This is a genomic window from Thalassoglobus sp. JC818 (genome assembly GCF_040717535.1).
In the GTDB taxonomy this organism is placed as follows: Bacteria; Planctomycetota; Planctomycetia; order Planctomycetales; family Planctomycetaceae; genus Thalassoglobus.
The window spans coordinates 558007-570385 of sequence record NZ_JBFEFI010000002.1 but is presented as its reverse complement, the minus strand read 5'-3'; the positions used below and the strand labels follow the sequence as shown (position 1 = coordinate 570385).

Genomic DNA, 12379 nt, shown 5'->3' with positions numbered 1-12379 from the left:
TATATTGTCAGTTCCACCCATCAAATGTGCCGGACAAGTGAATACAGACCATGGCTGATCGACAAGAGGTCAACAGACCGTGAGTCTTTCAAGACGAAATTCGCTTGCAGGAACAGGAACGCTTTCCGGAAATTGTCATCAGGGCGAGTGAGAACCATCACTGCCCAAAACGATCACTGCCCGGGACGAGCAGACTGATGCATTAGAGTGTTGAGTACACGAGGAGGGCGATCCAGCGCAACATCCGTGATCAATTCACGGCTTTTCGGTCAGCAGACCGGCGAATCCTTCCGAAAACTCGTCAAAAGATTGACGCTGCTTCTGACAAAAGAGGCCCTTGCGGAGGCTTCTTTAAACACGTCAAATCATTGAGTCCAAAGGATTAGAACACCTGCCCGAGCAAATGTGTAGATCGATTTTCGCAATTTCCCCACATTCCGCTGAACGTGGAATTCTCCACGCGACATCTGTATCAATCTGGCAAACTCTGCGGTTTTCAGCGTGGAGTCACTCCACAAAACCCTGAGAACCGCACGTCACACACGATTTGATTATCGCACAGATACCTAATAAGACAATTGCCCAAAGCCGCTGTTTCAAGCTGCAAACACCGCAATGCAGCACTCTGATCCTGCGCATCTCTCGCGAGAAAAACCAGATAAAGGCGGCGCATGCCTGTGAGATGTCAACACCCACTCACATTGACCGTGCGTGCGGCTCAATTCGTTCGCGAGATTCTCTCAGCAAACAAACGCTATTTGGACGTTAGTTGAGATGCAGAGCAGTACCACGGAGAATGTCGATCTCTTCTGCTCGCACGAAAACTCGTCCACCTGTTGCTCGGTCGATGAGCCCCAGCAAATTTGCTTCAGGTTCATCGGCACGCTCAAATTCTGCATGAGACATCATCAAGTCGATGAACTCCTGTGCAGACACCATCTTGCAGTCAGGCCGAGTCGAGCAGAACTCTCGAAGCTCTAGAAATGTTCGCATTTGCGTCGATCCAATATCCCGAAATCAACACCGCAGTCATCCAACAACTGCGACGCGACACGAGCCTTTTGCTGACTCCGCCAGCAACATCAAAAAGTGCTACCACGACCCAAGGAACACTGAAAACGAAGATTTGGTGTAGATTACTCGACATCTTCCAAAAACACAGCGAAGAAGTGCCTCAATTTCGCAGGCTTGTAAAAATTCTGCTAAGCTCAATCCCGTTCAGCAATTAGTGCCATTCAACACCGGAAAGAACAACCCATGCCAGCCTCGTCATCGGATGTCGCTTATCTGATTTTTGACGTTGAAGCAGTTGGTGATGGCGACCTGATTTCCAAAGTTCGTTATCCCAGCGAGAAGCTCTCTGCAGAGGCGGGACTGCGGAAATATCGCGACGAGCTGATTGAGCAAACCGGTCGAGACGTTCTTCCTCCAACCTTTGTGCTGCCCGCTTCCGTGGCTGTCGCCAAAGTTGGCCGAGACTTTCGGCTGATCGGCATGTCCGTTCTGGACGAGCCAAATTTCCGCCCGCATGTGATCGCAGAGGGATTCTGGAACGGCTGGCGACATTACGGACGTCCCACTTTTGTGACGTTCAACGGTCGGGGTTACGACATGCCGGTCCTTGAATACGCTGCCTACCGCTATGGGCTCTCGATTCCCGACTGGTTCAACGTCTCCGCCCCTGCGTACGAGCAGTGTCGTAATCGGTACAACTCCCGCTCGCACGTCGACATGATGGACCTCTTCTCAAACTTTGGGGCGACTCGCATGAACGGCGGCTTGAACTTGCTCGCCAACCTCATCGGAAAACCTGGGAAGTCCGGGATCGATGGGTCTCAAGTGCAGGACTTGTTCGACGCTGGTCGCCTCCAAGAAATTAACGACTACTGTCGTTGCGACGTTCTCGACACGTATTTCGTCTTCCTCCGAACGAGAGTCTTACTCGGTCTCCTCTCGATCGAGGACGAAGGAACGATCGTGGCCGAGACGAAAGCCTGGCTGGAAGAACAACGAGACAAAGACCAGGCCATCGCACACTACCTGGAAGGATGGGGAGACTGGGTTCCACCTCCCAATCCGGAATGACAACGTTGTTTCCCTAATTTCTTGTTTCCTCGTTGAAATTCTGAATTGAGAGAACATACAATCCAGATCAGATGCGTTGATTGTAGACCGGTCTGTGTGGTCGCCTTCAATCACCTGCTTCTCACCTCGTCGTGAGGAACGTTTCGAGGAGATCAATTGCCCAGACGAAAAGCTCGCTGAGAAGCGAACTTTCGGGCAAGCTGAGAACAACCTTCGCGATACCATTCACACGACGCAGTGCCTCCGAAATCCCACCTTGAAGCTCTGACACAGGATCATCAATTTCGGCAACTCATGCCAAGAACCAACTTGTCGCGGAACCTTTTCATGACAAGTCAGTTTGAATGATCAGAAAGAGAACAACTCCCCTGTCCCGACTCAATCATTGACGCAGAGGGGATTCAAGGCGATTTCAACCAAGTGATGTCAGGAACGCTCAAGGCGAGTTTATCCCTAAAGGAGAGTGAACGAAATGAAAATTCTAAGTGCAGTGGCAGCGTTGCTCGTTGTTTCTTCAGTCGCAATGGCTGGAGGACTGGAAGTCGGAGAGGGTGTCGGCGCGTTCTATGTGACAGACGTCACCGGCCCATCAGCAGGCGAAAAACTGTGCTATCGTTGCCAGTACCGCAACCGACCAGTCGTCAGCATTTTTGCTCGCGAAATGAACGACAACGTCGCGTCTCTCGTCCAGAGCGTTGACGCAACCGTCGGAGAAAACGAATCGAAGAAAATGGCTGCGTTCGTCGTTCTTCTCACCGACCAGCCAGAAGCTCAGGAAACACAGCTGAAAGACGTCGCGAAATCAAAGTCGATTTCAAAGACTCCATTGACTGTCTTCGATGGCCCAACCGGACCTCCTGCTTACAAAATCTCGAAGGACGCTGAAGTCACCGTGATGATGTGGGTCGACGGCAAACTCAAAGTCAACGAAGAGCTGAAAGCTTCAGATCTTTCGAACGACAAAATCAAAGCCCTCGTCGCCAAGACTGAAACCATCTTGAACTAGATCATTTTCAAAGTTCTTCAGCACCCGTAATACTCGAGTGCACACGAAGAACCGATCTTCAAATTCAAGCTCGATCAGGTGTTCGCAACCGCATGTTGCGAACACCTTTTTTGTTGGTCCGGCAACAACATCGACGCACATCACTGGCTTCCGGCCCTCCCACGCTCGACACGGAAGAAGTTTGCGCTATTCTGAACTCCCCATGGACACTTTCAACGGTCGCTTGCAGAGTTGCCGTTCCTAAGACCACAGCCCAGCAGACCGGGAACCCCTCACTCCGGCTACGCCACTTGATTTGAAAGCGCTGTTCGATGCCTCACCCTCCGGTTGTCACAACTTCCATTCCCGATGTTCCAGTGCAACGCGGAAAAGTCCGGGACATCTACGATTTCGGAGACCGATTGCTGCTCATTGCAACAGATCGGATCAGCGCCTTCGACTGGATCCTTCCCACAGCCATTTCAGACAAGGGACGCGTCCTCACGCAGATCAGTGCCTTCTGGTTCTCTCAGATTACACTCCCGCACCACCTTCTCTCTCTCGACCCGAGCGAGCTACCGATTCCGGAAGGAGTAAATCTCGCCGAACTCGAAGGCCGATCAATGGTCGTTCGAAAAACAAAAGTCATCCCGGTCGAGTGCGTCGTCCGAGGCTACCTGGAAGGCTCAGGCTGGAAGGAATACCAGAAATCGCAAACCGTCTGCGGAGAGCCACTCCCGCCGGGACTGCTTCAGGGAAGCCAGCTTCCGGAACCGATCTTCACACCAGCCACAAAAGCAGAGCAAGGACACGACGAGAACATCTCGTTCCAACAGATGTGTAATCTGCTCGGTGCGAACCTCGCAGAAGACTTGAGAAAGAAGAGCCTGGAAATCTATCGCACAGCGGTGAGCCGAGCCGAACAGTGCGGAATCATCATCGCGGACACCAAGTTTGAGTTCGGGCTGATCGGCAGCGAAGTCATTCTCATTGACGAAGTTCTCACTCCGGACAGTTCGCGTTTCTGGGCGAAAGAGACTTACGAACCAGGCCACGCGCAGCTTTCTTTCGACAAGCAGTTCGTCCGCGAATGGCTGGAATCAACCAACTGGGACAAGAACAGCCCGCCGCCCGAATTGCCGCCGGAGATCGTTTCACAGACGCGAAGCAAATACATCGACGCCTACGAACAATTGACCGGCGAAAGCTTCGCTTGGAAAGAGGAATAACGCGTCAACGATCCAGCCAACAGAGCAGAACGAACACCCGCCTTGAATCGCAGCGCGACAAGTGCATATGGACAGCGGTGTTCCTACTTCCGCAGTTTTACTGGTCCGAAGGTCTGTCCATTGCGTATGATGAAGTGACATCCGATTCAATATTCCTTCATTGATTGATGCACTCCTGATGATGAATCGCCGACTCATTTCTCCGACCTTCGCATTGTTGCTCCTGATCACGCAAGCTGTTGTTGGGCAGGATGAACAGAGATGGCCGGTGGCGATTGACCGAGTCCCCGATGCGTTTTCAAAGCCCGCCCCGACATCGGTTGGCGACCTGCGTGAAATGCAGGATCACCTCTCGACACTCGTTCCTCTGTTGAAAGAATGCACGGTCAACCTGAGCGTCGGAGGAGCTCAAGGCAGCGGAGTCATCGTCGATCCGAAGGGACTCATCCTATCCGCCGCCCATGTAACAGGCCCTCCTGGACGGCCCGTCTCAATCGTCACGAATGACGGCAAAACCTATCGCGGAAAGACACTCGGGCGGAACGTCATCCTCGATGCATCGATGGTGCAAATCAGCTCGAGTCGAGACGACTGGCCCTACTGTGAAATCGCAGAGGAAGCATCAAGCCCCGGCGACTGGTGCCTAGTTCTCGCTCATCCCGGCGGCTATCAGGTGACTCGCGGACAGGTCCTGCGACTAGGGCGGGTCATTCTTCAGAATCGATGGCTGATCCAATCCGACTGTGAACTGGTCGGCGGAGATTCAGGTGGACCACTCTTCGGGATCGACGGAAAACTGATCGGCATCAACACTCGGATCGGTGAAAGCACCGACTTGAACTTTCACGTCCCCGCCAGTGCTTACACGGACGGTTGGGAACGCTTTGTCGCTGGCGAAGATTTCCGCACCCACAGCGGGGCTTACCTCGGAATCGTCGGAAAAGTGAACCCTTCGGGAACGGGACTCATCATCACCGATGTCCTCGCTGGCGAGCCCGCCGATCGAGCGGGAGTCGAACAGGGAGACATCCTGCTCACCTTTGAAAATCGACGCGTTCGCTCGTTCGAACAACTGCGAGACCTCATCGGCGAAGAGCCCCCGGGAAAATCGGTCTCGCTGGAACTGCTCAGAGACGAGGAGATCGTGAACGTGAACGCTCGCCTCGGTATGAGATGGGATTGACCCCCACTTGACTGCAATGCTCGAAACGCGAAGGAGATCGTCCGAATCTTGATGTGCCTCTTCGCTCACTCTTTGAGCCAGCCTTTTCTCCAAAAGTAAAACAACAGCCCGATTCCAATGGCTGCCATCAACCCGAGAGCGTAGGGATAGCCGAACGTCCATTCAGTTTCGGGCATATTCCAGTCGGATGCTCTGTTGTCGAAGTTCATGCCGTACACGCCAGCGATAAAACTCATCGGCATGAAGATGGTCGCGAAGATTGTCAAAGTCTTCATGACCTCATTTGCTTTCATACCCGACATCGCCAGCGACAGGTCACGCAGATTCGCACACTGATCACGAAAAACTTCGGACACTTCAATCAGCTGCACAGTGTGATCGTGACAGTCCCGCAAATAGGTTTGCGTTCCGCTTGAAATCAGCGGATGCTCGTGAGTCATCAGTGACTGCAAAGCTTCTCGCAGCTGCCAGACGTTCTTACGAATCCACATGATCTCGCGGCGCAGTTCGAAGACTTCCTCAATCTCATCTCTCTGATTGAGAATCTTCTCTTCGAGTTCCTCGAGCTTTGCTCCAATCGCTTCCAGTCTTGGAAAGTAACCATCGATGATGGCATCAATCATCGCGTAGAAGAGGTAATCCGCCTGCTGTCCACGGATGCGCGTATGTTGTCGAATTCGCTCTCGGATGGGCTCAAAGCAATCCCCTTCAAGCTCCTGAAATGAGATCACGAACCCAGCCCCGAGGAACAGGCTGACCTGTTCACTCTCGATCGAATCGGTCGACTTCAACATGCGGGCCACAAAGAAAATGTGATCCTCATAGTCGTCGTACTTTGACCGCTGATGGGTATGCACCACATCTTCCAGCGCCAAGGAATGGAGCCCAAACTTCTGGCCGATTTGACCAACAGCATCTCCATTGCCGACTCCCACAACATCAAGCCACAAGACTGCCTCCTGTGGCGAATGATCGTGAATCTGCGTATGCAGCTTGGGATGCATCTCAATGCGTCGGTCATCGAGATTCTCTTTCGAAAATCGAATCTGCCGTAGCTGGACATCCAGGTTCTTTGAGTCCGAGCGAACTGTTCCCGGCGGCGAAGCATTCGGAGTACGACGACGAAAGACTGGTTTCTTCGCTCGTACTTTCCGGACAAATTTTCGAATCACAATCGTTCCCCACCTTCAAAATGAACTGACATACCGCTTTCGACTGAAATATCGCTTGGCCGTCAAGAACATCGCAAGGTTAATTTTCGTCGTCCTTAACACGATCGATTCGACATCGCCGATTGCCAATCCGCTCCGAGGACACCTCGTTGACTTGAGCAACGGCAGTGCCTATCTTCATTTCGCAACCAAAATCACTGATATGATCAATCCAGAGGCTTGCGATTGACGAGAGCGATTTGCTCTTAGCTCCTCACTCCTCTGGACTGTTTGACATGATTTTCGACCTGTTTGCTCGCGCTAATTCGCGAAGACATTTTCGAAAGCGTTCTAGGAACAACTCATGCACCAGCCTGTTCATCCACTTGCAAAAATCCTGAGTCTCTGCCTGCTCTGCGGATTCATTTCGGGATGCCCCAGCGAAACACCGCAAGCTGGTCCGGGAGTGGCCAATGGTACCAAACGAATTGTCCTGCTGACGAACGGACCCGACCCTTTTTGGGACACCTGCGAAGCGGGTGCTGTCGCTGCCGCTGAAGACCTTGGGCTCGCCGACAAAGGCTACACACTCTCTTACGAACGTGGTGATTTCACCGACAAGGGTCAGCTCGACAAGTTGAAGCAGTACAACCTCCAGTCAGACATCGCAGCTGTCGGAATTTCAGTCTACAACCCGGAAAGTGCAGCCATTGCACGCGAAATGAAAAAGCTTCGGGACAAAGGAGTCAAAGTCATCACCTTTGACGGAGACATCGACCGAGAGCAATTCCGCGATGCCCGATTCGCCTACCTGGGAACAGACAATCTGGTTGGAGGACGTGAACTCGGACGGGCGGCAAAAGCGATTGCTCCCGAAAATGCGAAGTATTCATTCTTCGTCGGCAGCACCAGCGCTGCGAACGCTGTCGCCCGCATGGATGGATTCGTTGAAGGCATGGAAGGGACCGGAACAGAAATCGAGCGACTGGCCGACGGTGCTGACAAGATCAAGAACCGCAACAACGTAGAAGGTGCTCTCGATCGAAATTCTGACCTGAACATGCTCGTCGGAATCTGGGCGTACAACACGCCGATCATCGTCCAGGTGGTCAAAGACAAGAAGATCCGAGAATCGACCCGCGTTCTCTGCTTCGACGCTGCCGAAGCCAGCATCAAAGAAATGGGTGACGGAAACGTTGACGTGATGGTGGTTCAAAACCCTTACCAGATCGGTGCCGAAAGCGTCGAACTCCTGCTGGCTCTTTCCGAGGACGATCAGGAAACTGTTGACAAATTTTACCCGAGCTACAGCCAGGAAGGCGAAGGCGATCTGCATCGAACTGACCTGCGAGTCGTTGTTCCCGACGGAAGTGCGATCACAGCCGATCTGTTCGATCCAGAAACCGTCTTCATGACCTACGACGAGTTCAAAGCCTGGTTGGCAGAACGGTCTCTCGTCAGCTCGTAAGGCAGCCACCCATTTCCAATCACGGCCACTGACCTCACTGGAACTGACTGAACCAAACACCTGGAAAGTAACGCACTCCGATGGAACTGTTAAAGAAACACCGAAATGAATTCGGTCTCGTTCTCGCCATCGCTGTCGTGACGCTTGTGACCACGTGGCTCAGCCCTTCCTATCAACAGCAACCACTCGGTAACGCCCAGTCCATCATGCGCCATGCTGCCATGCTCGGCGTTTTTGCGTTCGGCGCAGCGATCGTGATCATCGCTGGGGGAATCGACCTTTCCAGCGGATCGGTGATCGCGTTCAGCGGGACTCTCTTTTTCGGACTGATCGTCCTACTTGTCCCCAAAACCGACCGCGGACAGCCCATGACAGGCGATGTCGCCACCTGGATTCTCGTCGTTTCCGGGCTCGCGACGCTCTTCTGCGCCGTCCTCATCGGCACATTTCACGCCTGGCTGATCAACATCATCGAGCTTCCACCTTTTGTGGCAACACTCGCATCACTCGTCGGCCTTCGAAGCCTCGCTCGCCTGCTGTCGGCACGAATGACCGGAGGCGAACAGATCACCGTGAACGACGAACGGCTCCTGTCAATCGGGTCTGAAGCGTGGTGGATCCCGGTTGCGTTGTGGATCGTTCTGGCAATTGTGTTCTGGATCATGATGAACCGAACGATCATCGGTCGGCATCTGTACGCCATGGGCGGCAACGAAACCGCCGCCAAGCTCTCAGGGATTCAAACAGAACGCCTGAAATGGCTCGCCTACTGTATCGGGAGCGTCACAGCAGCGATTTCCGGCATCCTGTACGCAGCTTATGTCGGTTCCGTGAGTGCTGCGAACGCCGGACTCGGCTACGAACTCAACGCAATCGCGTCAGCGGTTGTTGGGGGATGCAGCCTCGCTGGGGGTATCGGAACCATTCCTGGCGTCATGCTGGGAGCCTTGTTCCTCCGACTTGTCATCGACTCAGTGCAAAAGCTGGCAGTCACGGATTCGGACCGAATTGAAGGTCTGGTCGTCGGTGTGCTCGTTGTTCTGGCTGTGGCAGTTAACACTCTTCGTTTCGAAGGGGGCCGCTCGAAGCAGTTCTTCCCCGGCTGGCTGGGCTTGATGAATGTCGGAATCCTGTCGTTAATCGCGGGCGTGCTCTACGCCGTCACAGCAACGGAACACGCCATTTCACGCGGCTTCACCGTCGGCCTGGGACTTCTCTTGATTCTCGCCATCCGAGCTGTCTACGAACGAGCTTCGAACCGCTCGCGGACTCGCTGACTCAAAATCAGCCCCACCAATTCGGCCAACCATGCCGAAGCCCCTCTCTCCACCCAGCCTTTGCTTGAACTCTTTGCAAAAAAGAAGTCATTTCGACAACACTTGAGACGCCAGTAAGATCAATTCGACGACATCTTCTGATTCACTCAGAACTCACTCATCGAAAAACGAAACCCACAAACCCATTAACAAAAGACACTTACAACAAACACAAAAGAATCATTCAACTTTTGGTCCGAGGTCTGCAAAGAGAAGAGTCATCTACGCTGGTCACAACAACGACCACCAACAAGACGACCCACCACCTTCTCTCAAGACGAAAGACTGACCGATGAAACTCACCACCACCGCAGCTGCCACACTCATCCTCGTCTCCACTCTGACTGTTCAAGCTCAGGCTCAGGGAATTCAAACTCAATCTGGTTTGCTCCTCGGCGTCTACGTGCAGGCAGTCAATCAGGGAATGTACGTGACAAGCACGATCCCAGGTTACTCCGCAGTCGGACGACTGCATCCCGGTGATGTTCTCATGCGTGCCACAGCAGATGGTCAAGTGATCTACAATCTCCGCTCACTCCGCGAACTCGAAATGGCAAAGTCAGCCATCGGACCTAATCGCGAAGCTGCCATCGAGTTCTTCCGACCAGGATACGGTGTCCAGTACGCCTGGGTCGAATTCACCCCTCTGATGGGACCAGCAGCTGTGAGCTCAACCGGCGTGAAGCAATACGGAGCTCAATTCAAACTCGAATCAGAAAAACCAGGAGCCCGAAACATGTTCAAGAAAGGCTCTAGCAATCCTCCACAAGGCAACCCCGGTGGAAGCCCATTCCCGAAGTTCAACAAAAACCCAGGGAACCAGAATCCTGGAAACTTCGGCAACGGTGGTGGCGGAAGCCGAAACCCAGGAAGCCTGTTCGGTCGGTGATCCTCCGAAACGTACATCCGAAATGACAAAACAATCTCCGCAGGCCACTCGTGCCCCGCGGAGTTTTTTTGTTTCAGCAACTCAACAACAACGTCAACCGAAAGAGTTGCGACGGCTTTCAACATCGCTGAAGCAACAGCAATAGATTCACGAGAGCCAATTCGAGCATTTTCTGATTTTTGTGCACGATCTCGCACGAGCAAGCACAGCCTTTTAACTTTTAAAACAATGCAAGCGAGTGCACAGGAAAGAGCAACTTGCTCTAGAAAGCTGGCGAGATTTGATCGTCTTCATCGACCGTGTTTTGCGATCGAAGCAACTCGGCAAACTGATGATCTGTCAGAAGCTTCTGAAACTCGACGCCGTAGACATGGGGATGGTCACTCTTGCGATCCATTGACGAGTGAACAAGGCGAGACTGAATCACATTGGGCCCGGCAGCTTCGGACAGAAAACGGATGAATACCGTTTCCGTTTCAATGACCCGATCCATCGCGATCATCGCTCCCCCTTTGGAGAGGTTAAGAACTCGACCTCCCAGCGACACCGAACGACACTCTCGCGTATGCTCGTGCTTGAGCAACAGTGTCGCGATCAGTCGGACAGGAACCCGATTGGATAAGCGTCGATTGTGCTTGATGCTGTCATTGCTGCAAGCATCCACTTCGATCAACCGTTCGAGCCGCACTCTCTCTGTTCGCGACAACTTCATCGTGCTCTATCCTGCACAGGTCATGTTCAAATCAGCAACACTCGCCCGTAAAAGCTCTTCTGATGAACAGTTCACCGATGGCATTTTCGAGCAGCGAGAAGCTGAGTTCCTGACCTAATTATGCGACCGACAAACCGTAAAGAGGAGAAATCTCTGGAGCAACCAGATGGAAGTCGACCATTTCTGACGATCACATCGATCAAGGTCACATAAACCATTCGTGACATGATGTGATTTGGCGAATGTGAGGAATACTCCCCCCACGACGAGCACTCACGGACGGAAATATCGGCTACAGATCGGTCACCAAGATGAATCAACGGGACAGAAATTCAACCTGTCCTCAAATGACCATCGATCATTCAAACGAAAGCCGCCGACCAGTATTGAGTGCGGAAGTTCGCGTGATTTTCCAGTCGCGTGAAGCTAGATCAACATTCAGTGAATCAACAAGCTGTTGAGCTGACAGATCGTTCTCCACGAACACCGCAACCGTCGGCCCCCACGAAGATTGAACGACACAGACCGGATCGGCAAGCTGTGCGATTCGCTTGGCCAGACCTTCCATTTCGGAGTGAGAATACCGTCCCCCTTGAACTTCCCGGAAGAACTCGCCAGCTAAGTCTCCGTAACGCTGTAGGGCGTGGCAAAACTCGGAGAAAACTTGCGATTGAATTCCCGGAAGAATGCCGGTCAACACCAGTCGACACAGCTCTCCAGTCATCTCCTGCGACATTGGCGACAATTCGGCAAACGCCTCCGCTTCCCCTTCCCCCGAGAGCCCTGAAGACTGAGGAGGAGTCACAAGAACGACCGGCCAGTTCTCCGGAAATTCAATGCGACACGCGAGTTCACCCAATGCCGCTCCCGGTGCGTGCCCGGCATCAACGAGAAAGCCTCCGGTTTGATAGCCGTGAAGCCCGATCGTCGAGCGGCTTCCTCGACGTCCCAATGAGGCCAACTCACAGAGACTCAAGTCATTCACTCCGTGAAGCGAAGCCAAACCCTCAGCGACGGCCATCGAAAGCTGTGTCCCCGACCCAAGCCCCTGGTGTGAGGGAATCTCGGAAGCGACATCGATGTCAATCGGACGATCCCAATCCGGACGTGCTTCCCGAATCGTCTTCGCAATCGCGCTCGCACGACTGCACTCATCGAACACAACTATAGACTCGCCGGAACGATCAGAATCGTCGCGTTCGGCGTCCGCAGAAAACCTGAGCGATACGCCCGGTTCGCGGATCATGAGCCCGATGCCACCAAAATGTCGACCGACTTCAGGACGGTACGAGAGGGGACCAAAATGCAATCGCGCACCGGTTTCAATCATCAAATTGAGCGATTGCATTTCGATGTCCCAA

General features: G+C 53.1%; 11 protein-coding genes. 7 read left to right on the top strand and 4 right to left on the bottom strand.

Annotation, left to right across the window (positions count from 1 at the left end):
• Nucleotides 1–765: 765 nt before the first annotated feature.
• Entirely contained in the window at nt 766–939 is a 174-nt protein-coding gene (locus AB1L42_RS06655) for a hypothetical protein (protein ID WP_367052690.1), read from the bottom strand.
• Between the two features lie 318 nt (nt 940–1257).
• On the opposite strand from AB1L42_RS06655, the gene AB1L42_RS06650 reads away from it, so the two are divergent.
• From AB1L42_RS06650 to AB1L42_RS06635, 4 genes are all read left to right on the top strand, one after another.
• A complete protein-coding gene (locus tag AB1L42_RS06650; RefSeq protein ID WP_367052688.1) occupies nt 1258–2085 on the top strand; it encodes a ribonuclease H-like domain-containing protein in 828 nt (275 codons plus the stop codon).
• A 472-nt stretch (nt 2086–2557) separates the two neighbouring features.
• Entirely contained in the window at nt 2558–3091 is a 534-nt protein-coding gene (locus tag AB1L42_RS06645) for a hypothetical protein (RefSeq protein WP_367052686.1), read from the top strand.
• Between the two features lie 311 nt (nt 3092–3402).
• Entirely contained in the window at nt 3403–4299 is an 897-nt protein-coding gene (locus AB1L42_RS06640; protein WP_367052684.1) for a phosphoribosylaminoimidazolesuccinocarboxamide synthase, read from the top strand.
• Nucleotides 4300–4477: 178 nt separating this feature from the next.
• Nucleotides 4478–5482 carry a trypsin-like peptidase domain-containing protein gene (locus tag AB1L42_RS06635; protein WP_367052682.1) on the top strand — a complete coding sequence of 335 codons (1005 nt, stop codon included), beginning with the start codon at nt 4478–4480 and terminating at the stop codon, nt 5480–5482.
• Between the two features lie 65 nt (nt 5483–5547).
• On the opposite strand, the gene corA is transcribed toward AB1L42_RS06635, so the two are convergent.
• Entirely contained in the window at nt 5548–6654 is a 1107-nt protein-coding gene (gene corA, locus AB1L42_RS06630; RefSeq protein ID WP_367052679.1) for a magnesium/cobalt transporter CorA, read from the bottom strand.
• A 343-nt stretch (nt 6655–6997) separates the two neighbouring features.
• On the opposite strand from corA, the gene AB1L42_RS06625 reads away from it, so the two are divergent.
• From AB1L42_RS06625 to AB1L42_RS06615, 3 genes are all read left to right on the top strand, one after another.
• The gene (locus AB1L42_RS06625; protein WP_367052677.1) at nt 6998–8101 is read left to right on the top strand and encodes a substrate-binding domain-containing protein; all 1104 of its coding nucleotides are present in this window, start codon (nt 6998–7000) and stop codon (nt 8099–8101) included.
• 80 nt (nt 8102–8181) lie between these two features.
• The gene (locus AB1L42_RS06620; RefSeq protein WP_367052675.1) at nt 8182–9378 is read left to right on the top strand and encodes an ABC transporter permease; all 1197 of its coding nucleotides are present in this window, start codon (nt 8182–8184) and stop codon (nt 9376–9378) included.
• Between the two features lie 331 nt (nt 9379–9709).
• Nucleotides 9710–10306: a hypothetical protein gene (locus AB1L42_RS06615; protein ID WP_367052672.1), complete on the top strand. Its 597-nt coding sequence runs from the start codon at nt 9710–9712 to the stop codon at nt 10304–10306.
• 262 nt (nt 10307–10568) lie between these two features.
• On the opposite strand, the gene AB1L42_RS06610 is transcribed toward AB1L42_RS06615, so the two are convergent.
• A complete protein-coding gene (locus tag AB1L42_RS06610) occupies nt 10569–11018 on the bottom strand; it encodes a PilZ domain-containing protein (RefSeq protein ID WP_367052670.1) in 450 nt (149 codons plus the stop codon).
• A gap of 358 nt (nt 11019–11376) precedes the next feature.
• Nucleotides 11377–12366, bottom strand: a complete 990-nt coding sequence (locus AB1L42_RS06605) for a beta-ribofuranosylaminobenzene 5'-phosphate synthase family protein (protein ID WP_367052667.1) — start codon at nt 12364–12366, stop codon at nt 11377–11379.
• Nucleotides 12367–12379: the final 13 nt, after the last annotated feature.

Coding starts and splice junctions, on each gene's coding strand:
- AB1L42_RS06655 (WP_367052690.1), bottom strand. CDS start 939: ATGGTGTCTGCACAGGAGTTCATCGACTTGATGATGTCTCATGCAGAA.
- AB1L42_RS06650 (WP_367052688.1), top strand. CDS start 1,258: ATGCCAGCCTCGTCATCGGATGTCGCTTATCTGATTTTTGACGTTGAA.
- AB1L42_RS06645 (WP_367052686.1), top strand. CDS start 2,558: ATGAAAATTCTAAGTGCAGTGGCAGCGTTGCTCGTTGTTTCTTCAGTC.
- AB1L42_RS06640 (WP_367052684.1), top strand. CDS start 3,403: ATGCCTCACCCTCCGGTTGTCACAACTTCCATTCCCGATGTTCCAGTG.
- AB1L42_RS06635 (WP_367052682.1), top strand. CDS start 4,478: ATGATGAATCGCCGACTCATTTCTCCGACCTTCGCATTGTTGCTCCTG.
- AB1L42_RS06625 (WP_367052677.1), top strand. CDS start 6,998: ATGCACCAGCCTGTTCATCCACTTGCAAAAATCCTGAGTCTCTGCCTG.
- AB1L42_RS06620 (WP_367052675.1), top strand. CDS start 8,182: ATGGAACTGTTAAAGAAACACCGAAATGAATTCGGTCTCGTTCTCGCC.
- AB1L42_RS06615 (WP_367052672.1), top strand. CDS start 9,710: ATGAAACTCACCACCACCGCAGCTGCCACACTCATCCTCGTCTCCACT.
- AB1L42_RS06610 (WP_367052670.1), bottom strand. CDS start 11,018: ATGAAGTTGTCGCGAACAGAGAGAGTGCGGCTCGAACGGTTGATCGAA.
- AB1L42_RS06605 (WP_367052667.1), bottom strand. CDS start 12,366: ATGCAATCGCTCAATTTGATGATTGAAACCGGTGCGCGATTGCATTTT.